Raw genomic sequence first — 23,807 nt, forward strand, 5'->3', positions numbered from 1 at the left:
GGATTGGCAATGAGCACGAAAAGGGCTGCTTGATATAATATTTTGGCAATCGTAAGATCCAAGCCGTCGGTGCTTTCATAGATGATTCAGTCCGCATTGAAACCTTGTAAATACTCAATGGTGTGTAATGTCTTTAGGATTGTTGATTTTGGTTCGTTTTGGGGAAAGCCCAATTACGAAGTGGCGTTTGCTCTCGTCAATACAACAAGAAATTTTGTTTTTGTTCATCCTTATCCTACCTTGCATTCGGTTTTAAGTCTAGTAACTGTTCGGTTTTTTGATGAAAATTATCTGCTCTCATTGCTACAATATGGTTTGTTTCCTAGGGAGGGCAGATATGCAGATAATGGTTTATGCTACTTTACATATATCGATAAAGTACTTATGCAAACTCAAGTTATTTGTTAATTCAGGATGAAATGATGTTACCAGCATATTCTTTTCTTGGGCTGCAACGATTTTATTATTTACCGTTGCAAGAATATTGACTTTTTTACCAACACTACTGATAATAGGTCCTCTGATAAAAGTCATAGGAATTTTACCAACCCCCTTGCAATCTGCTTCTGTATAGAAACTTCCCAATTGGCGTCCATAGGCATTCCTCTCAACCACAATGTCCATTGTTCCAAAATGACTCTCTTTCTGAGAAGTAATCTCTTTAGCCAACAGAATCAAACCAGCACAAGTTCCAAAGACAGGAAAGCCAGAAGAGATAGCTTGTTTTATCGGTTCCAGCATATACAGCTCTCTTAAAAGTTTTCCTATGGCGGTTGACTCACCGCCAGGTAGAATCAAACCTGATAAATCACTGTAATGTTGTTGAAAATTTTTTAAATTTCTCAGTTCGACACTTTCAATTCCTAATTTTTCTAGCATTTGTGCATGTTCCGCAAAGGCACCTTGTAGAGCTAATATTCCGATTTTCATTTATTTTCCTCGCTCAGCCATGAGAATTTGGATTTCATTTTCATTGATACCAACCATGGCTTCACCTAAATCTTCGGAGATTTGTGCTAGGATTTGTGGATTTCGATAGTTAGTTACAGCTTTGACAATAGCGCTCGCACGTTTTATAGGATCTCCTGATTTAAAAATACCTGAACCAACAAAGACACCCTCTGCGCCAAGTTGCATCATCAAGGCCGCATCTGCTGGAGTTGCAATTCCTCCAGCTGCGAAGTTGACAACTGGCAATTTCCCATGCTTATGGACGTATTGAACCAATTCTACAGGAACTTGTAAATCTTTGGCCGCAACATAGAGCTCGTCCTCACGTAAATTTTGAATGCGACGAATTTCTTGACTCATCATGCGCATATGGCGAACAGCTTGGACGATATCTCCTGTTCCTGGTTCTCCTTTTGTACGAATCATTGAAGCCCCTTCAGCGATACGACGCAAGGCCTCGCCCAAATCCTTGGCACCACATACAAAAGGTACTTGGAATTCTTTCTTGTCCACATGGAAACGGTTGTCAGCTGGAGAAAGCACTTCACTCTCATCGATATAGTCAATTTCAATAGCTTCCAAAATCTGAGCCTCAACGAAATGTCCAATTCTAACTTTTGCCATAACTGGAATGCTAACTGCTCCTTGGATTTCCTTGATCATCTTAGGATCGCTCATTCGAGAGACGCCTCCAACAGCACGAATATCTGCAGGAATTCGTTCCAAAGCCATCACTGCAGCTGCACCAGCAGCTTCTGCAATGCGAGCTTGTTCAGGGTTTTGAACATCCATGATAACACCACCTTTGAGCATCTGTGCTAAGTTTTTATTTAGTTCATAACGATTTTCAGCCATTTCTTTGTCCTCATTATTTGATTATTTGTATTGATAGCTACGTTTTTTATTGTAATGTAGAAAAGTCTTTAGAACAAGTTTGAAAAAATGCGTATATATTAAAAGGCATAATGTCTAGCGTGCTTAATTTCAGTTTTTTGTATAAACGAAGTGTAGAACGTCAGAAGGATTGTCCAATTTAATAATAGAAAAAAGAGCTACTTTAGCTGAAAGAATTTCGTCCTTAAGTGCCACAATAGTTATTAAAAAAACCTTGAAATGTTTTTAAAAACCTTTTTCTATGTGGTTAGATTTTCTGAAATTTAAGAAAAAGCTTGAAAGGGAGTTTACTCTTTCCTAGAGCTTGTGAAATTAACTTTATTAGATAAGCCATACAAAACATGGAAGCTAGTAATAATCTCTAGGATGGTAATGAGGGGCAATTGTCTCTATAATGCGCAAAATTTTGAGAATGAAAGGATAATTTGTATGGGAATGATTATTACTGTTGATGGTCCTAGTGGTGCTGGGAAAGGGACGCTTTGTTATGCGTTGGCTGAAAAGTTGGGCTATGCATTGTTGGATAGTGGGGCGATTTATCGCGTTACTGCATTGGCAGCGTTGCAACGTAAAACTGATCTAACAAATGAAACAGATTTAGCAGAATTAGCACGTCATTTAGATATTCAATTTATTCCTCAAAATGGCGAGGTAAACATTTTGCTTGCAGGAATGGATGTGAGCCGTTTAATTCGCACGCAAGAAGTGGCAGATGCTGCGTCAAAAGTAGCAGTCTTTCAAAAAGTGCGGTCAGCTTTATTACAACTTCAGCAAGATTTTGCGAAAAATGATGGATTAATTGCGGACGGTAGAGATATGGGAACGGTTGTATTCCCAAATGCACAAGTAAAATTATTTTTAGATGCAAGTGCTGAAGAACGTGCAAAAAGACGCTATAAACAGTTGCAAAATAAAGGAATAAATGGTAACTTTGCACAGATTTTAGCCGAGATAAAAGAGCGTGATTTTCGTGATAGAAATCGTGAAGTTGCACCGCTAAAACCAGCAGATGATGCTTTATTATTGGATAGCACAACCTTGAGTATTGATGAAGTTATTGATCAGGCGTTAGCTTATATTCAAGAAAAGGTATCAGTTTTGATTTAACTGTTTGTTCAAGGAAGAATAAGCATTTATCCTCAACCCCGCATTTTATGGATTTTAATGTGGATGTTATTAACTTAAATTAAGAAGATTATTTATATGTCAGAATCTTTTGCTCAACTTTTTGAAGAATCATTAAAAGTCCTTGAAACTCGTCAAGGTTCAATCGTTAGCGGTACTGTAGTAGCTATCCAAAAAGGCTTTGTGCTTGTTGATGCAGGTTTAAAATCTGAGTCTGCAATTCCAGTTGCTGAATTCTTAAATGCACAAGGCGAACTTGAAATCCAAGTTGGCGATACTGTAAATGTTGCATTAGATGCAGTTGAAGATGGTTTCGGCGAAACTAAACTTTCTCGTGAGAAAGCGGTTCGTCACGAATCTTGGATTGAATTAGAAAAAGCTTACGAAGAAAAAGCGACCGTTATCGGTTTAATCAACGGCAAAGTGAAAGGTGGCTTCACAGTTGAGTTAAACGGTGTTCGTGCATTCTTACCAGGCTCTTTAGTTGATACTCGTCCAGCGCGTGAAGCAGATCACTTACTTGGCAAGGAATTAGAATTCAAAGTAATCAAATTAGATCAAAAACGTAACAACGTTGTTGTTTCTCGTCGTGCAGTAATTGAATCTGAAAACAGCCAAGAACGTGAACAAGTATTAGAAAATCTTGTGGAAGGTTCAGAAGTTAAAGGTGTCGTTAAAAACTTAACTGAGTACGGTGCATTCGTTGATCTTGGTGGTGTTGATGGTTTATTACACATCACAGATATGGCTTGGAAACGTGTTAAACACCCAAGTGAAATCGTAAATGTTGGCGATGAAGTTACTGTTAAAGTATTAAAATTCGATAAAGATCGTACTCGTGTATCTTTAGGCTTAAAACAATTAGGTCAAGATCCATGGGCAGCAATTGCTGAAAATCATCCAGTAAACAGCAAATTAACAGGTAAAGTAACTAACTTAACTGACTATGGTTGTTTCGTTGAGATCTTAGATGGCGTTGAAGGTTTAGTTCACGTATCTGAAATGGATTGGACTAACAAAAATATCCACCCATCTAAAGTGGTTAGCTTAGGCGATACTGTAGAAGTAATGGTATTAGAAATTGATGAAGAACGTCGTCGTATTTCTTTAGGCTTAAAACAATGTAAAGCTAACCCATGGACTCAATTTGCTGAAACTCACAATAAAGGCGATAAAGTAACGGGTAAAATCAAGTCTATCACTGATTTCGGTATCTTCATCGGTCTTGAAGGTGGTATCGATGGTTTAGTTCACTTATCTGATATTTCTTGGAGTATTTCAGGCGAAGAAGCTGTTCGTCAATACAAAAAAGGTGACGAAGTGTCAGCTGTTGTATTAGCTGTTGATGCAGTAAAAGAACGTATCTCTTTAGGTATTAAACAACTTGAAGAAGATCCATTCAATAACTTTGTTGCAATCAACAAAAAAGGTGCGGTAGTATCTGCAACTGTTGTTGAAGCAGATGCTAAAGGTGCTAAAGTTGAATTAGCAGGTGGTGTTGAAGGTTATATCCGTTCTGCTGATTTAACAAGTGAAGTAGCTGTTGGCGATGTGGTTGAAGCGAAATACACTGGAGTAGATCGTAAATCTCGCATTGTTCACTTATCAGTGAAAGCAAAAGATCAAGCTGAAGAAGCTGCGGCAGTTGCAAGTGTAAATAACAAACAAGAAGATATTGTTATTCCAAATGCAATGGCTGAAGCATTTAAAGCAGCTAAAGGTGAATAATTAATTCACGTAATAAGGCTGGGCTGATGTCCAGCCTTATTTGTTAGGAGTTATTGCTAATATATTTGTGTAATTTATTATCAATAGATCTTAATTTAAATAATATTAAGGAAGTATAGAGGATGACTAAGTCAGAACTTATGGAAAAATTGTCAGCAAAACAGCCAACTTTATCTGCAAAAGAAATTGAAAATATGGTAAAAGATATTTTAGAGTTTATTTCTCAATCTCTTGAAAATGGTGATCGTGTTGAAGTTCGAGGTTTTGGTAGCTTTTCTTTACATCATCGGCAACCACGTTTGGGAAGAAATCCGAAAACAGGCGATTCAGTAAACTTATCAGCTAAGTCTGTTCCATATTTTAAAGCGGGTAAAGAATTAAAAGCTCGAGTGGATGTTCAGGCTTAATTGATTAAAATTTAATTAAAATATTTTTGATTAAAAAGTTTATTTTGGGTTACAAATATTTTAAAGGAAATGAAATGATTAAATATATTTTAGGTATTGTGATCTTTATTGCTATTGTGTTAGTTGCAATTACCATTGGTGCGAATAATGATCAGATTATTACATTTAATTATATTGTGGCAGAAAGTCAGTTTCAGCTTTCAAGCCTCGTTGCTATTTTATTTGGGTTAGGTTTAATTCTTGGTTGGCTAATTACTGCTTTTTTCTATATTAAGTTAAAATTAAAAAATATGGCACTAGCTCGTCAAGTGAAACGTCAGACTTTACAAATCAATGAATTGACGACTACGCGCGATAAGGTCGTTTAATGATAGAATTACTCTTTCTATTATTGCCTATTGCTGCTGCCTATGGTTGGTATATGGGGCGGCGTAGTGCGAAGAAAGATCAAGATGACATAAGTAATAAACTCTCCCGAGATTATGTTACGGGAGTGAATTTTTTACTTTCCAATCAAACTGATAAAGCTGTAGATTTGTTTTTAGATATGTTGCAAAAGCAAGAAATCGAAAATGAAATCGAAAGTCACTCCCAATTTGAAGCAGAACTTACACTTGGCAATCTGTTTCGTTCTCGAGGCGAAGTTGATCGCGCATTGCGCATTCATCAAGCTTTAGATCTTAGTCCTAATTATACTTTTGAACAAAAATTACTTGCAAAACAACAGCTTGCTCGAGATTTTATGGTGGTTGGTTTTTTTGACCGAGCTGAGAATCTTTATATTTTACTAGTAGATGAACCTGAGTTTGCAGAAAATGCTTTACAGCAACTTTTAGTGATTTATCAAAAGACAAAAGAATGGAAAAAAGCAGTCAATATTGCTGAAAAACTCGCTAAAATAAAGCCACAAGAGAATAATATTGAACTTGCGCAATGTTATTGTGAATATTCACAAAGTTTAGAGCCTGAAAGTGCGGTTGAAAAACGCAGTGTTTTACAAAAGGCTTTGTCGGTTTCTCCGACTTGTGTTCGCGCTTCTTTATTGCTTGCAAATTTAGCAATGCTTGACGGTCAATATCAACAAGCAGTAAAAATATTAGAAAATGTTTTGGAGCAAAATCCAGATTATACGGGTGAAATTTTGTTACCTTTAAAACATTGTTACGAAGAATTAAATCAGTTAGATAATTTTGAGTTATTTCTAATTCGTGCAGGTCAAATTATTAATAATGATGAAGTAGAGCTAGCTTTGGTTAAATTAATTGAAGAAAAAGATGGCAAATCTGCTGCTCAAGCTAAGCTTTATCAGCAACTCACGAAAAAGCCAAGTACTTTAATTTTCCATCGTTTTATGCAATATCAAATTGATGATGCAGAAGAGGGACGGGGAAAAGAAAGCTTAATTTTATTACATAAAATGGTTGGCGAAAGGATTAAGCAAACATCGCCTTATCGTTGTACAAATTGTGGTTATCAAATTCATAAGCTATTATGGAATTGCCCATCTTGCCGTCAATGGGAAAGTATTAAACCAGTTTCAAATCAAGAACATAATTAATTGACACTCAGTGAGGTAACATTATGACAAGTAAAATTATTGTGGCATTGGATTTCGAGAAAGAAGCAGAGGCTCTTGCTTTAGTTGATCAAATTGATCCAAGTTTGTGTCGATTAAAAGTGGGTAAAGAAATGTTTACTACACTTGGTATTAATTTTGTAAAACAATTACATCAACGTAATTTTGATGTTTTTTTGGATCTGAAATATCACGATATTCCAAATACGGTAGCAAGAGCAGTTCGTTCTGCTGCTGATTTAGGCGTATGGATGGTGGATTTACACGCAAGTGGTGGCTTGCGTATGATGGAAGAAGCGAAGAAAATTCTTGAACCTTATGGGAAAGATGCGCCATTGCTTATTGCTGTGACGGTATTAACCAGTATGGAAGACTTGGATTTATTACAAATTGGGATTAATGCATCGCCAATGGAACAAGTTTTACGCTTAGCTCATTTAACCCAACGGGCGGGTTTAGATGGTGTAGTCTGTTCCCCTCAAGAAGTTGAAATTTTACGTAACGCTTGTGGAGAAGACTTTAAATTAGTGACCCCAGGGATTCGTCCAATAGGAACTGATTTTGGCGATCAAAGACGTGTGATGACGCCTACTGCAGCAATTCGTGCAGGTTCAGATTATTTAGTTATTGGACGCCCAATAACTCAAGCGGATAATCCTGCGGAGGTTCTCCGTTCTATTAATGTATCTATTGGGTAATCATAAATGTCAGATTCTGTTTTAGTGTATTCAACAGATGTGGGTCGAATTAAAGAGGAAAAGGCTTCTGTAGTTCGCCCAAAAGGAGACGGTGTTGTACGTATCCAAAAACAAACGAGTGGTAGAAAAGGTGCTGGCGTATCAGTTATAACTGGTTTAGATTTATCTGATGAGGAATTGAAAAAATTAGCGGCTGAATTAAAAAAACGTTGTGGATGTGGTGGAGCAGTTAAAAATGGTATTATTGAAATTCAAGGGGAAAAACGAGATTTGCTCAAGCAATTATTAGAGCAAAAAGGGTTTAAAGTTAAATTATCAGGTGGATGATTAAAAAGGCGCATTAGTGCCTTTTTTGTTAGAGATTCAAAATTTTTTTGACGAAAGGAATCGTAAGATTTCGTTGAGCTTGTAATGATGCTTTATCTAGTAGATCAAGTGCTTTAAATAGAGTATGCATATCTCGTGCTAGTCGTGTAATTAAAAAATTTGCAGTTTCGTCAGATAATTGGAATCCTCGTTGGTAAGCTGAGAGTTGTAGTACTTTGATTTTTTGTTCGTCTGTTAATGAATTTAATTGATAAATTTCCCCCCAAGTTAAGCGAGAGTTTAAATCAGGCAATTTGACAGAAAGTGCGGAAGGCGATTTATCTGCACTAATTAGTAAAAGCGTTTTCCCACTTGCTTTAATTTGATTAAACAGATCAAAAATAGCTAATTCCCATTCATCATTTCCGATTACACTTTGTAAATCATCTAAGCATACTAATTCTTGTTGCTCTAAATTTTCAAGAACTGCGGTAGAAAAATATTGAGATTTGCTAAGGGGTACATAAATAGCAGTACGTTGATTGATTAAATATTCGTTACTGAATGCTCTAAGTAAATGGGTTTTACCAGAGCCTTTATCTCCCCAAATGTAGAAAAACGGTTGTTTTAAATCAGATGAATTTTTGCGTAAAGAATCGAGCAATAAAAGATTATTATCGCCGTAAAAGTTCTCTAATGTAGCATCATCAATTTGATGAATAGGTAAGGGAAGTTGCTTATTCAAATGTTTATGTAGTACAGATTAAGTAAGAAAGGGCTAAATGATAATTTAACCCTTTGAAATGGGGCTTATTCTACTTCATTTTTTGCTTTCGGTAAAACAAGGTTTAAGATGATAGCAACAATCGCGCACAAGCTGATACCTTTTAGTGATACGTTACCCACATCTACAAACATATTGCCGATACCAAATGTCATTACGACAGAAATAATACAAAGATTACGAGCTTCGGTAACATCAACTTTTCCGCGAATTAAGGTATTCATGCCCACAACTGCGATTGAACCGAAAACAAGCATCATAATTCCACCCATTACAATCGTTGGAATGGTTGATAGGAATGCGCCTACTTTTCCACAGAATGAAATTGCAATAGCCCAAACTGCAGCCCAAGTCATAATATTTGGGTTAAAGTTGCGTGTTAGCATCACAGCACCAGTAACTTCCGCATAAGTCGTATTAGGCGGACCACCAACTAAAGAGGCAGCAGCGGTAGCGACGCCATCGCCTAATAAAGTGCGGTGTAATCCTGGTTTTTTTAGAAAATCTTTACCTGTTACCGAGCTAATCGCCATAATACCGCCAACGTGTTCTACGGCGGGGGCAATAGCAATTGGTAACATATAAAGAATGGCTTCTAGGTTAAATTCAGGTGTCGTTAATTTGGGCAAACTGAACCAAGGCGCATCAATCACTGGTTGGAAATTAATTAAACCCAGAAATAAACACAAAATATAGCCTGCGGTAATACCGAACATTATTGGAATAAGTTTCATCAATCCTTTGGCAAATACTGCCACAGATAAAGTGGTAAGAAGTGTTACCATTGAAACTAATATAGCGTCGTTATAAGCATAAGCACTGTTTTTGCCTAAGGACATATCCACAGCAATAGGTGCAAGCCCCATGCCAATGATAATAATTACTGGCCCAACAACCACTGGTGGGAAAAAACGTTGTAATGCTTCTGCTCCCCGTAATTTTACTAAAGTGCTCAAGGCGAAATAAACAAGACCAGTGAACGCTAAACCGCCCATCGTAGTCGCAATTCCCCAAGTTTGTACGCCATATTGAATGGGCGCGATAAAGGCAAAAGATGATGCCAAGAAAATAGGCACTTGTTTGCCTGTGCAAAATTGGAAGAGTAGGGTGCCAACGCCTGCCGTTAATAATGCCGTATTGGAATCAAGTCCTGTAATTAATGGCACGAGTACTAGCGCACCAAATGCAACAAAAAGCATTTGTAGGCCAACGAAAGATTGTTTTAATTTGCTTTGATTTTCCGCTAGGGAAGGAGGGATTTGGTTTGTCATTTAGTTTCAACTCTCTGTTTGAATTAACTTAAAAGTGCGGTCAGTTTTTCTTGTGTTTCACGCACGGAAAAAAGACGGCTTAAATGCCGTCTTGTTTTGGGGATTATTTTGTCCCAAAAATTTTATCGCCCGCGTCACCAAGACCGGGAATAATGTAACCTTGTTCATTTAAATGGCTATCAATAGAAGCACAGTAAAGTTCAATGTCAGGGTGTGCAGCCTCAAGAGCTTTAATTCCTTCTGGTGCAGCGACTAATACTAATACTTTGATATGTTTACAACCTTTTGCTTTTAAAAGATCAAGGGTGGCAATCATAGAACCGCCCGTTGCAAGCATAGGATCGACAACAATTGAAAGTCGCTCTTCTAAATCGCTAGCTAATTTTTGGAAGTAAGGAACTGGTTCAAGGGTTTCTTCATTACGGTAGATCCCCACTACACTGATGCGTGCGCTTGGTACGTGTTCAAGTACACCATCCATCATTCCTAAACCTGCACGTAAAATTGGTACAACCGTTACTTTTTTACCTTTAATTCGATCGATTTCTACTGGCCCATTCCAACCGTTGATCGTTACTTTTTCAGTTTCTAAATCAGAGGTTGCTTCATAGGTTAATAGGCTACCGATTTCTGTTGCAAGTTCACGGAATTTTTTTGTATCAATCTCAGCTTCACGCATCACACCTAGTTTGTGTTTTACAAGTGGGTGTTTGACTTCAACCAGTTTCATTTTTACTCTCCTTTTGGCTCTTAAAAAACAAATTGACAAATTCTAGATTAAAAAAATACAAAATGGTAGAGGTTTATAAAAATATTCTGACTTGAAACGGGAGTTTTCAATACAATATTGTCTTTAAACTGGTCGAATACTTTCTACATCTAATTTTGCATCAAACTCATTAAGTAGAATTTGTAATTTACTATCTTTTTGCAACTCATTTTGAGCTTTTTCCCGCAATGCTTGATAAATATTGCGGCGATATTCAATTGGCGTCGTGACATTGCTATCATCAAGATTAATTGTTAATCGAATATCTTTACCTTGTAATTTGCTTAATGCTTCAGCTAAATTTTTTATACTTCTGTCTTGGCGTAAATGGGATTTTTCTGAACGTAGTCCAAGATTGATTTCATCATCGGTTTTGCTTTGTAAGAAACAATTTAATGCTAATTCTTTGCTAAATCCTGTTAAGCCAGAACGCTCAACTATATCTGCCCACTCATCTTGTTGAGTTTTGGTAATGATTTTTAAACGTAATTCAGGCGTAATATCTTTTAAAATCGCCTGTTTTATATCAGAAGGACGAACGCCTGTATCGGCTTTAGCAAGTTCTGGATTGCTCCATTCCCAACGATAGGTGTCAGCACTCAAGATTTCTTGCTCATCTTGAGCAATTTCTACATTATCATCACTTGAATTTTCTTCTGTGCTATTTTTTTGTGGAGCCTGTGCGGCATTTGGTGGTGATGTTGGCTTTTCTATGTGCTTGGGCTTTGGCTTTGGCTCAGTCATTTCTCGCACGGGAAGTGCGGTCATTTTTTTATGAGATTTTTCTTCGTCTAGTTCTTGGATGTGATGTAAGGTTTCACTTACTACAGCTAATGATTCAGCTTTGTGTTCTTGACGTTCTTGGTTTTCCAGTTGTGTTAAATGTTCAAGCGCATCTAAAGCCGAAAGGCTTGCCAAATTTGGAATGCTCGTTTTATTTGGTTTTACTTGAGAATAAGCAGATTTGATACTTTGAGACAGTACTGGCACATCGACATAATTACCCGTATTTTCAACCGCACTTGGCGTTGATGGCGGTGGAGTAATAGTGGTGTTAGCCTTTGGTACTGCCGTAAGGAACTTTGGGTGGAATGCCAATGCCCTCAATAATGTCATCTCTGCACCAATACGACGATTTGGCGCATTTGATAAATCTTTTCTACCAGAAACAATGACTTGATAAAAAAACTGAACATTTTCTGGAGAGATATGTTTGGCTAAAAATGAAAAATGTTCATGGTTATCTGAAGATTTTTGTGGAAGAAGTTGCATAAGTGCAATTTGATGTAATTTTTCTGCACATTCGCCAAGTAATTTATCCCAATCGCCTGCCGCATCTGCAACTCTTTGCAGTGTTCGCATTAAGAGTTCGCCATTGCCTTGATGTAAGGCGTATAAAATATCAACAGAATAGTTATCATCAAGCAACCCTAACATATTGCTTACCACACTATTTGTAACTTGTCGGTCGCCCATTGCAATGGCTTGATCCGTTAAACTTAAGCTATCACGAATACTTCCTTGTGCCGCTTTTGCAAGTTTAACTAATGCAGGTTCTTCAAAAGGAATATTTTCTTGCGTCAAAATATGGGCAAGATGCTGGGAGATTTGAGTTTCATCTAATGCTTTAAGATGAAATTGTAAACAGCGAGAAAGAATAGTTACAGGTAGTTTTTGTGGATCTGTTGTTGCGAGTAAAAATTTTACATATTCGGGCGGTTCTTCTAAAGTCTTGAGCAACGCATTAAATGAATGACGAGATAGCATATGGACTTCATCGATTAAGTAAACCTTAAATCTGCCCACAACTGGTTTATATTGCACGTTATCCAATAATTCACGCGTGTCTTCAACTTTTGTGCGAGACGCCGCATCAATTTCAATTAAATCAATGAAATTGCCTTGCTCAATGGCTTTACAATTTTCACATTCGCCACAAGGCGTTGCCGTTACACCGTGAACACAATTTAATCCTTTTGCGAATAATCTAGCAATAGAGGTTTTTCCTACACCACGCGTGCCTGAAAAGAGGTAAGCGTGATGTAGTCGATTATCTTTTAATCCATTTGCTAATGCCGTGATAATGTGTTCTTGCCCAACAACATCAGCAAATGTTTTTGGTCGCCACTTTCTGGCTAAGACTTGATAGCTCATCGAATCCTTAATTAATGACCTTCAAAATTGACGAGTGTATAGCAATCAACGCCCAAATTATTTAAGCGTTTTTCGCCACCTAATTCAGGTAAATTAATCACAAATGCAGCGTGTTTTACCGTGCCACCTAAACGTTGCACTAATTTTACTGTCGCTTCAACGGTGCCGCCTGTTGCTAATAAATCATCAATAATTAAAACATTATCTCCTTCTGAAATTGCATCAACGTGCATTTCCAAAGTATCTTGACCATATTCTAATTGATAAGATTGCGAAATAGTCTCACGTGGTAATTTTTTAGGTTTACGCACTAATTCAAAAGGCAATCCTAAGGCTAAAGCTACCGGTGCACCAAAAATAAAACCACGAGATTCAGTTCCAAGAACTTTGGTAATTCCTTTATCGCGATATTGTTCCACAATAAGATCTATTGTTGCTTTAAAAGCTGCTGGAACTTCTAAAAGGGTCGTAATGTCGCGAAAGATAATGCCTTCTTTTGGATAATTAGGAATTGATTTGATAGAAGATTTGATTAAATCAAGTTGTGTAGTCATAAATAATGCTCAAAAGTGCGGTAAAAAAAAGAAACGTTTTTAGATTGGCATTCTATCATAAAAAAATAGAAAGAGAGGAAAATAAAAATCCCCAATTGGGGATTTTTATTTAAGTTTGAGTTTACAATTTAAGATGAATTAAAACTTCTTAAATAGAAATTATTTTTTCTTCGCTTTTGCATTTGGCAGGTCAGTAATTGAGCCTTCAAATACTTCCGCAGCTAAGCCAACAGACTCGTGTAACGTTGGGTGTGCGTGGATAGTTAATGCGATATCTTCTGCATCACAACCCATTTCAATTGCAAGACCGATTTCGCCTAATAATTCCCCACCATTAGAACCTACGATTGCACCGCCCAGTACACGATGTGTATCTTTATCAAAGATTAACTTCGTCATACCTTCTGAACATTCAGAAGCAATCGCGCGGCCTGATGCAGCCCAAGGGAATTTAGCCACTTCGTAGTTTAAGCCTTCTTGTTTACATTCTTTCTCAGTTTTACCTACCCACGCCACTTCTGGTTCGGTATAAGCGATTGATGGAATTACTTTAGGATCGAAGTAGTGTTTTTGTCCCGCAATGACTTCTGCGGCAACGTGACCTTCGTGAACACCTTTATGTGCTAACATTGGCTGACCTACAATATCCCCAATTGCGTAGATATGTGGTACGTTGGTACGCATTTGTTTATCAACGTGAATAAAACCACGATCATCCACTTCAACACCTGCTTTACCTGCATCAATCAATTTACCATTTGGCACACGACCGATAGCAACAAGCACCGCATCATAACGTTTGGTGTCATTACAGGCTTTGCCTTCCATTGAAACATAGATACCATCATCTTTTGCTTCAACTGCAGTCACTTTGGTTTCAAGCATTAACTTGAATTTTTTCTCAACTTGTTTAGTGTAAATACCAACAACATCTTTATCTGCTGCAGGAATCACTTGGTCGAACATTTCCACAACTTCAACTTCAGAACCTAAAGCATTGTATACAGTACCCATTTCTAAACCGATGATACCACCGCCCATAATAAGTAGTTTTTTCGGTACTTCTTTTAATTTAAGTGCATCTGTTGAATCCCAAATACGAGGATCTTCGTGTGGGATAAAGGGTAATTGAACTGGACGAGAACCTGCCGCAATAATGGCATTGTCGAATTTAACAGTCGTTGGGTTTCCATCGCGATCACGCGCAACTAATGTGTGAGAATCGGTAAAAGTCGCTAAACCTTCAACAACAGTCACTTTACGTGCTTTTGCCATTCCCGCTAAACCGCCAGTTAATTTAGCAACAACAGCTTCTTTTCCTGCACGTACTTCATCTAGCTCAATGCGTGGTTCACTAAAATAAATACCATTTTTATTAGCGTGCTTTGCTTCTTCAATTACTTTTGCAACGTGTAATAACGCTTTAGATGGAATACAACCTACGTTTAAACACACCCCACCTAAGGTTGAATAACGCTCAACAATAACAGTTTCTAATCCTAAATCCGCACAACGGAATGCGGCTGAATAACCTGCAGGACCTGCACCAAGTACAACGACTTGGGTTTTAATTTCTTTACTCATTTTTACCTCGTAAAAACGTTCAAAATATTGACCGCACTTTTACGGTCTTTGTAGGATGGGTTTCTGCCCACCAAAGATTTCATTAATCGGTGGGCTTAAAGCCCACCTACAGATTACATTACTAAGCGACGTAAATCTGCTAAAACAGAGCCAAGATAGCTAATGAAACGAGCTCCATCTGCACCATCAATGACACGGTGGTCGAATGATAATGACATTGGAAGAATTAAGCGTGGCGCAAATTCTTTACCGTTCCATACTGGCTCCATTGATGATTTAGACACACCAAGGATAGCTACTTCTGGCGCATTTACGATTGGCGCAAAGTGCGTTGTACCAATACCACCGAGACTTGAAATGGTGAAACAGCCACCTTGCATATCAGATGCAGTCAATTTGCCTTCACGGGCTTTTTTCGATACTTCCATTAATTCACGTGAAAGTTCGATAATGCCTTTCTTGTTCACATTTTTGAATACAGGCACGACTAAGCCATTCGGCGTATCTACTGCGACACCGATGTTAATATATTTTTTCAGGATTAAGCGTTGAGCATCTTCGGTAATTGAGCTGTTGAAACGTGGATACGCTTCTAATGCTTTTGCCACCGCTTTCATAATGAACACAACTGGCGTGATTTTTACACCGAGTTTTTGTTTTTCTGCTAATGCATTTTGTTCTTTACGGAATGCTTCTAAATCCGTGATATCTGCTTTATCAAAGTGAGTAACGTGTGGAATTATTACCCAGTTACGATGTAAGTTAGCACCTGAAATTTTGTTGATACGACTTAATTCAACTTCTTCAATTTCGCCAAATTTACTGAAATCAACTTTTGGCCATGGCAATAAGCCTAATCCAGCACCATTTGCTACACCATTGCCAGTAGTTTGTGCTGTTGCACCGCTTTCATAAGCTTTAACTGCGGTCTTCACATAAGCTTCAATATCTTCTTTAACGATACGACCTTTACGACCAGTACCTTTTACTTTATCTAGATTTACACCAAATTCACGAGCTAAACGACGAATTACTGGTGTTGCGTGTGCATATCCTGTACTTGCTTCTACTTGTTCTTGGCTTAATCCAGATACGTTGTTATTTGATTGAGGTGCTTGTGCAGTAGTAGCAGGAGCTGCTGCCTGTGGTGCTGAAGCTGATGCTGCTGGAGCTGCTGCCTGTGGTGCTGATGTTGAAGCTGATGTTGCTGGAGCTGTACCTGGTACTTCAAAACGCATAATTAATGAACCAGTTGAAACTTTATCGCCTGATTTCACTAAAATTTCTTTTACCACACCGCCGAATGGTGCAGGAACTTCCATTGAGGCTTTATCGCCTTCAACGGTAATTAAAGATTGTTCTTCAGTGATTGTATCGCCAACTGCAACCATAATTTCGGTTACATTGACTTCATCGCCACCAATATCTGGCACATTTACTTCTACAATAGCTGAAGCCGTTGGTGCGCTAGCAACCGCTGGAGCAGTAGGCGCATCAGCTACTGGAGCAGTACCTGCCGCTTCTAATACAAGCATTGGAGTACCAGTTGAAACTTTATCGCCCACTTTCACTAAAATTTCTTTTACAACACCCGCTTCTGGTGCAGGCACTTCCATTGAAGCTTTATCGCCTTCAACGTTAATGATAGATTGATCAACAGAAATGGTATCGCCTACGTTTACCATCACTTCTGTTACGGTAACTTCATCACTACCAATATCAGGAATTTGAATTTGTTTTGACATTTTTTGTTCCTTTTAAAGTGCGGTCATAAAACACAATGTTTTTTGACCGCAGTTTTCATCAATTACGCATAAAGCGGATTGATACGATCTACATTCAAACCGAATTTCGCAATCGCATCTGCAACCACTTGGTTAGATACTGTACCTTCTTTCGCTAATTGAGAAAGTGCAGCAACCACAACATAACGTGCATCAACTTCGAAGTGTTCACGTAAGTTTGCACGGCTATCTGAACGACCGAAACCGTCTGTACCTAATACATGATAGTGCTTACTTGGTACAAATGCACGGATTTGATCAGCATAACTTTTCACATAGTCAGTTGAAGCAACGGTTGGTAAATCAGCTAATACTTGAGTAACATAAGGCACACGTTGTGTCTCTGTTGGGTGTAATAAGTTCCAACGTGCTGCATCATGACCTTCGCGTGCTAATTCATTGAATGAAGGCGCAGAAAATACATCTGAAGTCACACCGTAGTCATTTGCAAGAATTTGTGCCGCTTCACGAACGTGGCGCATAATCGCACCAGAACCTAATAATTGAACGTGACCTTTGCCTTTTTTACCTTCCACTGTTTCAAATTTATATAAACCTTTGCGGATACCTTCTTCCGCACCAGCTGGCATCGCAGGTTGATCCATCACTTCATTTAATGTAGTCATATAATAGAACACATCTTCTTGTTTTTCGCCGTACATACGGTTAATACCGTCTTGCATAATTACAGCGACTTCAAAAGCGAATGATGGATCGTAAGTGATACAGTTAGGAATGATACCCGCTTGAATATGGCTATGACCGTCTTCGTGTTGTAAACCTTCTCCATTTAAGGTTGTACGACCAGAAGTACCCCCTACCATAAAGCCACGAGCTAATTGGTCGCCTGCAGCCCACATCATATCGCCCACACGTTGGAAACCAAACATTGAGTAATAGATGAAGAATGGAATCATCGGTTGGTTATTGACAGAGTACGAGTTCGCTGCTGCTAACCAAGATGCGGTTGCACCTAATTCATTGATACCTTCTTGTAGCACTTGACCATCTTTTGCTTCACGATAGTAAGCCACTAAATCACGGTCTGAAGGTACATAGTTTTGACCATGTGGGTTATAAATACCAACTTGACGGAATAAACCTTCCATACCGAAAGTACGCGCTTCATCCGCAATCATTGGAACGATAGTTTTACCGATGTTTTTATCTTTTAATAAGATGTTTAATGCACGAGTAAACGCCATAGTGGTTGAAATACCACGAGGTTGTTCTTCTAATAATGCTTTAAACTCTTCTAATGCAGGAACTTTATATTCAACATCAAATTTAGTACGACGAGCGGGAACATAACCGTTTAATGCTTTACGGTGACCATGTAAGTATTCATACTCAGGTGTGCCTTCAGCAAATTTAATGTATTCTAATTTTTCTACTTGTTCATCGGTTAATGGTAATTCAAAGAAGTCACGGAAACCTTTAAGGCTTTCGTAAGACATTTTTTTAGATTGGTGAGCGGTATTTTTACTTTCCGCTTCAGGAATTTTATAACCTTTAACTTGATGCGCTAAAATCACAACTGGTTTCGTTGCATTTTGTGCTTTTGCATAGGCTGCATATAATTTTTCGCTATCGTGTGCACCACGGCGTAATGCCCAGATTTCATCATCGGTCATATCAGCAACTAATGCGGCAGTTTCTGGATAACGACCGAAGAAGTGTTCACGAATATATGCACCATCTTTAGATTTAAAGGTTAAATAGTCTCCATCAACCACTTCCATCATTAACTGAGTTAATTTACCTGAAGTATCTTTAGCGAATAATTTATCCCAATCGCTGCCCCATAAAACTTTAATGACTTCCCAGCCAGCACCAGTAAATAATCCTTCTAATTCTTGAACGATTTTACCATTACCATTCACAGGGCCATCTAAACGTTGTAAGTTACAGCTAATAGTGAAAATTAAGTTATCTAATTTTTCACGTGCTGCGAAAGTTAATGCTCCTTTAGACTCAATTTCATCCATCTCGCCATCGCCTAAGAACGCATAAACTTTTTGATCTTTGGTATCTTTTAAGCCACGGTTATCTAAGTATTTTAAGAAACGCGCTTGATAGATGGCGTTTACAGGGCCTAAACCCATAGAAACCGTAGAGAATTGCCAAAATTCAGGCATTAATTTAGGGTGTGGATATGAAGATAAACCGTCCGTAAAGGCTTCTTGACGGAAGTTATCCATTTGTTCTTCAGTTAAACGACCTTCTAAGAATGCACGCGCATACATACCTGGTGCTGCATGGCCTTGGAAGAAAATTAAGTCGCCACCGTTTTTCTCTGTTGCAGCTTTGAAGAAGTGGTTATAACACACTTCATACATTGTTGCTGCAGATTGGAAAGTGGAAATATGCCCACCTAAATCAAGATCTTTCTTCTGACTGCGTAAAACCATTGCGATCGCATTCCAACGTACTGCTGAACGAATACGACGTTCGATGGCGTGATCACCTGGATAAGCAGGTTGTTCAGCCACAGGAATAGTATTCACGTAATCAGTGGTTACCCCTGTTGGCAATGAAACACCACTTGTGCGTGCTTGACCAATAACTTGCTCAACGATATATTGAGCACGTTCAACGCCCTCTTCACGAATTAATGAATCTAATGATTGCAACCAATCTTGTGTTTCGATTGGATCAACGTCATTTTTTAAAATCTCAGACATAGGTTTTCCTTAATCTGTTTTGAGTGAATATTAGTTTAGACAAGGCTAAACACGAATACGGCAATATTTGCTTTTCACAAACATTTAACAAATCTTGTAAATTTTAGAAGATTTTTTGAGATAAAGATAGTGAATTTTCATCAAATCATCATATCAAATCAGCTTTGCCATAAATAATTATTTGAAAGTGCGGTAATTTTTTTGTGTTTTTTTGTTCGCTAAAATAACCAGTAAAATATTGCATTCCATCGGGCTTTGTTTTAAAGTTTTTTCAGATTTTTTTCAAAAAGGACTCAGCAATGCAGACAACAACTCGAACCCTCACTCAACACAAACGTATTGCACTTGTGGCTCACGACAGTTGTAAAAAAAATTTACTGAATTGGACGCAAAAACACAAAGAGGCACTCAAGTCTCATATACTTTATGCAACAGGTACAACAGGGCATATTTTAGAACGAGAAACAGGTTTAAGCATTCAATCTTTATTAAGTGGCCCAATGGGCGGCGATCAGCAACTTGGTGGATTAATCGCAGAAAAGAAAATCGACATGATGATCTTCTTTTGGGATCCAATGAATGCCGCCCCACATGATCCTGATGTGAAAGCCCTTATGCGTATTGCAACAGTGTGGAATATCCCTGTTGCGATTAATCAAAGCTCTGCAGATTTTCTTTTAACTTCAGTTTTATTTGAACAAGATGTGGAAATTGACGTACCAGATTATGAAGGGTATTTAAAAGAGCGGTTAGCTTAAACTGCAACGAAAATTTACCGCACTTTATAGTTGTAGAGTGGGCTTTAGCCCACCAATTAACCATAAAAAATGAATAAAAACGGTGGGCTGAAGCCCACCCTACGATACTGAAAAACGCGAACAAAATTTATCGCACTGTTTTAGTTATCTCCCAAATCCCCCCATTACAAGTATAAAGAGTACCACTTTCAACTGTTCTTCTGGGATTGGCTTGCCGTTTAGTTTCAAGTCGTTATTTTCTAGAGCAAGCGTTAATGTTACGGTTTTGTCCGTGTTTACGATAATGTCATTCACTTCACCTTCGGTAACTAATTCATTCAATCGGTGAACGAAATCTTGCTTTTGGTTTTCTGGTACAAATTTAGATAACAATGAAATCGCAGTTTCTTTGTTCACATCAAAATTGATCGAAAAATCTTTGAATTGTTTGTATAAGCCACTGCGCATTAAATCAAATTTAGGATTTGGCACTAAAGCAATATTTAGATCCAATGCTACTTTGCCTTTTTCATCAGAAATAGAAAGAGGGGTAAATTTAATTTGAGGTTGATTATTCGCAATGGCTATGCCTGCTTGTTGTAATTTTTGCACCAATGTTTTAGATAAAGGCATATCTGAGTCGGCTTTGCCTATTGCAACTAAAATATTTAAAAGTTCTTGTAATGCGTTGCCATCAATATGGTTGAATTCTACATTGTTGGTCACTTTACCTAAGTTGTTACCGTTAATATGTAATTCATCCAGATTTGTTTTATTGATGATATTTACTGTATCACCCTCAACTTGTGTAGTTAAATTTGCTTGGCTGTTTTTCTGAATAAGAGAGAATTCTTCGCCACTCTCTGCAGATTCGGTATTTTGCTCAAAATAGCCTATTTTACTATTGATATTCCCACTATAAATAAATGGCCATTTTGTGCTTTGCAACGAGCCTTGTACGACAAGATCTTTTATTTTAATTGATGAAGCGGTTGAAACTGCATGATTAGGGGCATTTGAATTAAATGTATCGACAGATAGCACATAGTTATTTGGTGTATTTTGGTTTAAATCAATATTTAATACGACATTTGACCAATCAAAATCTGTCTTAGATTGCTCATTGTGATATTGCCCCGATGCAAGTTTTAATTCCGCATTACCGCTTAATGAATAATTCATTGCGAAATTCAGTTGTAACGGTTTCTCTGATTCTGTGATATCAAAGAATGCCTGAGTTGTTGCATTTTTTCCTAATAATGTTTGGCTTGAAAAAATGGCTGGAACAAAATTCAGTTTTGCCACACGATCAAGCGGCAAAGGCCCGTGATAAAGTGTTGATGATAAAGGAATAATGATCGTTTCATTTGCCTTGTGAATTTCTATTTGATCTTGAATGTGAGAGGCAAATAATCCTCTTTCAAATTTTATATTTTTATAAAAAATTTTACTTTCTTCTAATGCCTCAGTTTTGGTAAATAGTTGATTTAACTGTTTTAGTTGATATAAATATTCTTCTTCAGCTTTTTTCCCTGTAAACCATGCACTTGTGCACCAAACGGCAGCAAGGGCAACCACTACGCCTGCAGCAATTTTTGATTTTTTCATTTATTTCTTTCCTATTTTAAAGTAAAAATTTTCGCCAAATTTATCACAAATCCCTTTTTCTTGCCTGAAAATTTTTGTTTTCCCTTTGAACTTCATCATTTGAGACTTATTTTGAAAAACAAGAACGGAAATTACCGCACTTTAAGAAATAAAAAATTTTTAAAATTTTCTCTTGAAATGCGAAAGAATATCCACATCTTAAAACTCGTAATAAATTACCCTGAATTTTAAAATTTTTACTAGGAGTACAAAATGGGAAAAATTATTGGTATTGACTTAGGTACAACAAACTCTTGTGTAGCTGTAATGGACGGCGACAAAGCTCGCGTTATTGAAAATGCAGAAGGGGCACGTACTACTCCGTCAATCATTGCATATACAGATAATGAAACCTTAGTTGGTCAGCCAGCAAAACGCCAAGCAATCACTAACCCGAAAAATACATTGTTTGCGATTAAACGTTTAATTGGTCGTCGTTTTGAAAGTGAAGAAGTTCAACGCGATATTAAAATTATGCCTTTCGAAATTACTCGTGCTGACAATGGTGATGCTTGGGTAAATGTAAAAGGCGATAAATTAGCACCGCCACAAATCTCTGCTGAAGTGTTGAAAAAAATGAAAAAAACGGCAGAAGATTTCTTGGGCGAGTCTGTAACAGAAGCGGTAATTACCGTTCCTGCATACTTTAACGATGCACAACGTCAAGCAACGATTGATGCAGGTAAGATCGCTGGTTTAGACGTTAAACGTATCATTAATGAACCAACAGCGGCTGCGTTAGCGTTCGGTTTAGGTTCAAGTAAAGAGAACCAAGTGATCGCAGTTTACGACTTAGGTGGTGGTACATTCGATATTTCAATCATCGAAATTGATAACTTTGATGGCGAACAAACTTTCGAAGTATTGGCAACGGGGGGTAACACTCACTTAGGCGGGGAAGACTTTGATAACCGTGTAATTGATTACATCATTGATGAATTCAAAAAAGAACAAAATATTGATTTACGTAATGATGCAATGGCATTACAACGTGTGAAAGAAGCGGCAGAGAAAGCAAAAATTGAACTTTCATCAGCGCAATCTACCGAAGTCAATTTACCTTACATCACTGCAGATGCGACTGGCCCTAAACACTTAGCATTAAATATCACTCGTGCAAAATTAGAAGCATTGGTAGAAGATTTAGTGGCAAGCTCAATTGAGTCACTCAAAACTGTATTAAAAGATGCTGGTAAAGGTGTAAGTGAAATCCACGATATTATTCTTGTGGGTGGCCAAACTCGTATGCCACTTGTACAACAAAAAGTTGCTGAGTTCTTCGGCAAAGAAGCACGTAAAGATGTAAACCCTGATGAAGCGGTGGCAATCGGTGCGGCAGTACAAGGTGGTGTATTAAAAGGCGATGTGAAAGACATTCTTTTATTAGATGTTACTCCATTATCACTTGGTATCGAAACCATGGGTGGCGTGATGACCACTTTAATTGAGAAAAACACCACGATTCCAACCAAAAAATCGCAAGTATTCTCAACAGCAGAAGATAACCAAAGTGCGGTAACTATTCACGTTCTTCAAGGCGAACGTAAACGTGCGGCAGACAATAAATCTTTAGGTCAATTCAACCTAGAAGGTATTAATCCTGCACCACGTGGTATGCCACAAATCGAAGTAACATTTGATATCGATGCAAACGGCGTAATCAACGTATCGGCAAAAGATAAAAATACGGGTAAAGAGCAACAAATTCGTATTCAAGCATCTTCTGGTTTATCTGATGAAGAAATTCAACAAATGGTGCGTGATGCAGAAGCAAATGCTGATGCAGACCGTAAATTTGAAGAAGTGGTTCAAGCGCGTAACCAAGCAGATGGTATTGCTCACGCAACACGTAAACAAATAGCAGAAGCTGGCGATGCATTGAGTGCCGCAGACAAAGAGAAAATTGAAGCAGCAGTCTCTGAGCTTGAAACAGCGGCAAAAGGCGAAGATAAAGCAGAAATTGAAGCGAAAATTGAAGCGGTAATTAAAGCCTCTGAACCATTAATGCAAGCTGCTCAAGCAAAAGCTCAACAAGCTGGTGGCGAGCAACCACAGCAATCATCAGCAAAAGATGATGGCGTGGTGGATGCTGAATTTGAAGAAGTGAAAGATAATAAATAATTCACCGCTCTTCTTAACATAAACAAAGGGCGT

The 23,807-nt window shown here is 37.9% G+C and carries 20 protein-coding genes; 9 read left to right on the forward strand and 11 right to left on the reverse strand.

From position 1 onward, the window contains the following. Positions 1–351: 351 nt before the first annotated feature. Together pdxT and pdxS are read right to left on the reverse strand one after the other, a co-directional pair. Positions 352–930, reverse strand: a complete 579-nt coding sequence (gene pdxT, locus K6J66_RS05920; protein ID WP_005650119.1) for a pyridoxal 5'-phosphate synthase glutaminase subunit PdxT — start codon at positions 928–930, stop codon at positions 352–354. Continuing rightward, entirely contained in the window at positions 931–1,806 is an 876-nt protein-coding gene (pdxS, locus tag K6J66_RS05925; protein WP_005654219.1) for a pyridoxal 5'-phosphate synthase lyase subunit PdxS, read from the reverse strand. Positions 1,807–2,274: 468 nt separating this feature from the next. Here pdxS and cmk point away from each other — a divergent pair, with 468 nt between their 5' ends. From cmk to yciH, 7 genes are all read left to right on the forward strand, one after another. Then, complete coding sequence (gene cmk / locus K6J66_RS05930) at positions 2,275–2,952, forward strand: (d)CMP kinase (RefSeq protein WP_005689558.1); 678 nt, start codon at positions 2,275–2,277, stop codon at positions 2,950–2,952. Between the two features lie 96 nt (positions 2,953–3,048). Beyond that, positions 3,049–4,698, forward strand: a complete 1,650-nt coding sequence (rpsA, locus tag K6J66_RS05935) for a 30S ribosomal protein S1 (protein WP_038439707.1) — start codon at positions 3,049–3,051, stop codon at positions 4,696–4,698. Between the two features lie 122 nt (positions 4,699–4,820). Continuing rightward, positions 4,821–5,105, forward strand: coding sequence for an integration host factor subunit beta (locus K6J66_RS05940; RefSeq protein ID WP_011272718.1), 285 nt, complete (start codon positions 4,821–4,823; stop codon positions 5,103–5,105). A gap of 74 nt (positions 5,106–5,179) precedes the next feature. Beyond that, positions 5,180–5,473 carry a LapA family protein gene (locus K6J66_RS05945; RefSeq protein WP_005650128.1) on the forward strand — a complete coding sequence of 98 codons (294 nt, stop codon included), beginning with the start codon at positions 5,180–5,182 and terminating at the stop codon, positions 5,471–5,473. Beyond that, complete coding sequence (gene lapB / locus K6J66_RS05950) at positions 5,473–6,663, forward strand: lipopolysaccharide assembly protein LapB (RefSeq protein WP_011961891.1); 1,191 nt, start codon at positions 5,473–5,475, stop codon at positions 6,661–6,663. Before K6J66_RS05945 ends, lapB begins: the two co-directional genes overlap by 1 nt. Positions 6,664–6,686: 23 nt before the next feature. Beyond that, positions 6,687–7,379, forward strand: a complete 693-nt coding sequence (pyrF, locus tag K6J66_RS05955; protein ID WP_005691900.1) for an orotidine-5'-phosphate decarboxylase — start codon at positions 6,687–6,689, stop codon at positions 7,377–7,379. A gap of 6 nt (positions 7,380–7,385) precedes the next feature. Further along, positions 7,386–7,706 carry a stress response translation initiation inhibitor YciH gene (gene yciH, locus K6J66_RS05960; RefSeq protein WP_005663537.1) on the forward strand — a complete coding sequence of 107 codons (321 nt, stop codon included), beginning with the start codon at positions 7,386–7,388 and terminating at the stop codon, positions 7,704–7,706. A 28-nt stretch (positions 7,707–7,734) separates the two neighbouring features. On the opposite strand, the gene hda is transcribed toward yciH, so the two are convergent. From hda to aceE, 8 genes are all read right to left on the reverse strand, one after another. Continuing rightward, positions 7,735–8,430, reverse strand: a complete 696-nt coding sequence (gene hda, locus K6J66_RS05965; RefSeq protein WP_038439708.1) for a DnaA regulatory inactivator Hda — start codon at positions 8,428–8,430, stop codon at positions 7,735–7,737. A 65-nt stretch (positions 8,431–8,495) separates the two neighbouring features. Next, entirely contained in the window at positions 8,496–9,740 is a 1,245-nt protein-coding gene (locus K6J66_RS05970; RefSeq protein ID WP_005663533.1) for a nucleobase:cation symporter-2 family protein, read from the reverse strand. Between the two features lie 103 nt (positions 9,741–9,843). Then, a complete protein-coding gene (gene upp, locus K6J66_RS05975) occupies positions 9,844–10,470 on the reverse strand; it encodes a uracil phosphoribosyltransferase (protein ID WP_005652947.1) in 627 nt (208 codons plus the stop codon). A gap of 123 nt (positions 10,471–10,593) precedes the next feature. Further along, entirely contained in the window at positions 10,594–12,663 is a 2,070-nt protein-coding gene (dnaX, locus tag K6J66_RS05980) for a DNA polymerase III subunit gamma/tau (RefSeq protein WP_038439709.1), read from the reverse strand. An 11-nt stretch (positions 12,664–12,674) separates the two neighbouring features. Next, positions 12,675–13,217, reverse strand: coding sequence for an adenine phosphoribosyltransferase (gene apt / locus K6J66_RS05985; RefSeq protein WP_005663528.1), 543 nt, complete (start codon positions 13,215–13,217; stop codon positions 12,675–12,677). Between the two features lie 159 nt (positions 13,218–13,376). Next, positions 13,377–14,801: a dihydrolipoyl dehydrogenase gene (lpdA, locus tag K6J66_RS05990; protein ID WP_005663527.1), complete on the reverse strand. Its 1,425-nt coding sequence runs from the start codon at positions 14,799–14,801 to the stop codon at positions 13,377–13,379. 113 nt (positions 14,802–14,914) lie between these two features. Beyond that, positions 14,915–16,546, reverse strand: coding sequence for a pyruvate dehydrogenase complex dihydrolipoyllysine-residue acetyltransferase (gene aceF, locus K6J66_RS05995; RefSeq protein WP_038439710.1), 1,632 nt, complete (start codon positions 16,544–16,546; stop codon positions 14,915–14,917). A 62-nt stretch (positions 16,547–16,608) separates the two neighbouring features. Next, complete coding sequence (aceE, locus tag K6J66_RS06000) at positions 16,609–19,269, reverse strand: pyruvate dehydrogenase (acetyl-transferring), homodimeric type (RefSeq protein ID WP_110442640.1); 2,661 nt, start codon at positions 19,267–19,269, stop codon at positions 16,609–16,611. Positions 19,270–19,568: 299 nt separating this feature from the next. Here aceE and mgsA point away from each other — a divergent pair, with 299 nt between their 5' ends. Then, positions 19,569–20,027, forward strand: coding sequence for a methylglyoxal synthase (gene mgsA, locus K6J66_RS06005; RefSeq protein ID WP_050837574.1), 459 nt, complete (start codon positions 19,569–19,571; stop codon positions 20,025–20,027). Positions 20,028–20,171: 144 nt separating this feature from the next. Here mgsA and K6J66_RS06010 read toward each other — a convergent pair whose 3' ends face one another. After that, entirely contained in the window at positions 20,172–21,614 is a 1,443-nt protein-coding gene (locus tag K6J66_RS06010; protein ID WP_038439712.1) for a YdgA family protein, read from the reverse strand. Positions 21,615–21,866: 252 nt separating this feature from the next. Here K6J66_RS06010 and dnaK point away from each other — a divergent pair, with 252 nt between their 5' ends. Then, positions 21,867–23,774: a molecular chaperone DnaK gene (dnaK, locus tag K6J66_RS06015; protein WP_038439713.1), complete on the forward strand. Its 1,908-nt coding sequence runs from the start codon at positions 21,867–21,869 to the stop codon at positions 23,772–23,774. The last annotated feature ends 33 nt before the right edge of the window (positions 23,775–23,807 follow it).

Source organism: Haemophilus influenzae, assembly GCF_019703545.1.
GTDB classification, from domain to species: domain Bacteria; phylum Pseudomonadota; class Gammaproteobacteria; order Enterobacterales; family Pasteurellaceae; genus Haemophilus; species Haemophilus influenzae_E.

Coding starts and splice junctions, on each gene's coding strand:
- pdxT (WP_005650119.1), bottom strand. CDS start 930: ATGAAAATCGGAATATTAGCTCTACAAGGTGCCTTTGCGGAACATGCA.
- pdxS (WP_005654219.1), bottom strand. CDS start 1,806: ATGGCTGAAAATCGTTATGAACTAAATAAAAACTTAGCACAGATGCTC.
- cmk (WP_005689558.1), top strand. CDS start 2,275: ATGGGAATGATTATTACTGTTGATGGTCCTAGTGGTGCTGGGAAAGGG.
- rpsA (WP_038439707.1), top strand. CDS start 3,049: ATGTCAGAATCTTTTGCTCAACTTTTTGAAGAATCATTAAAAGTCCTT.
- K6J66_RS05940 (WP_011272718.1), top strand. CDS start 4,821: ATGACTAAGTCAGAACTTATGGAAAAATTGTCAGCAAAACAGCCAACT.
- K6J66_RS05945 (WP_005650128.1), top strand. CDS start 5,180: ATGATTAAATATATTTTAGGTATTGTGATCTTTATTGCTATTGTGTTA.
- lapB (WP_011961891.1), top strand. CDS start 5,473: ATGATAGAATTACTCTTTCTATTATTGCCTATTGCTGCTGCCTATGGT.
- pyrF (WP_005691900.1), top strand. CDS start 6,687: ATGACAAGTAAAATTATTGTGGCATTGGATTTCGAGAAAGAAGCAGAG.
- yciH (WP_005663537.1), top strand. CDS start 7,386: ATGTCAGATTCTGTTTTAGTGTATTCAACAGATGTGGGTCGAATTAAA.
- K6J66_RS05970 (WP_005663533.1), bottom strand. CDS start 9,740: ATGACAAACCAAATCCCTCCTTCCCTAGCGGAAAATCAAAGCAAATTA.
- upp (WP_005652947.1), bottom strand. CDS start 10,470: ATGAAACTGGTTGAAGTCAAACACCCACTTGTAAAACACAAACTAGGT.
- dnaX (WP_038439709.1), bottom strand. CDS start 12,663: ATGAGCTATCAAGTCTTAGCCAGAAAGTGGCGACCAAAAACATTTGCT.
- apt (WP_005663528.1), bottom strand. CDS start 13,217: ATGACTACACAACTTGATTTAATCAAATCTTCTATCAAATCAATTCCT.
- lpdA (WP_005663527.1), bottom strand. CDS start 14,801: ATGAGTAAAGAAATTAAAACCCAAGTCGTTGTACTTGGTGCAGGTCCT.
- aceF (WP_038439710.1), bottom strand. CDS start 16,546: ATGTCAAAACAAATTCAAATTCCTGATATTGGTAGTGATGAAGTTACC.
- aceE (WP_110442640.1), bottom strand. CDS start 19,269: ATGTCTGAGATTTTAAAAAATGACGTTGATCCAATCGAAACACAAGAT.
- mgsA (WP_050837574.1), top strand. CDS start 19,569: ATGCAGACAACAACTCGAACCCTCACTCAACACAAACGTATTGCACTT.
- K6J66_RS06010 (WP_038439712.1), bottom strand. CDS start 21,614: ATGAAAAAATCAAAAATTGCTGCAGGCGTAGTGGTTGCCCTTGCTGCC.
- dnaK (WP_038439713.1), top strand. CDS start 21,867: ATGGGAAAAATTATTGGTATTGACTTAGGTACAACAAACTCTTGTGTA.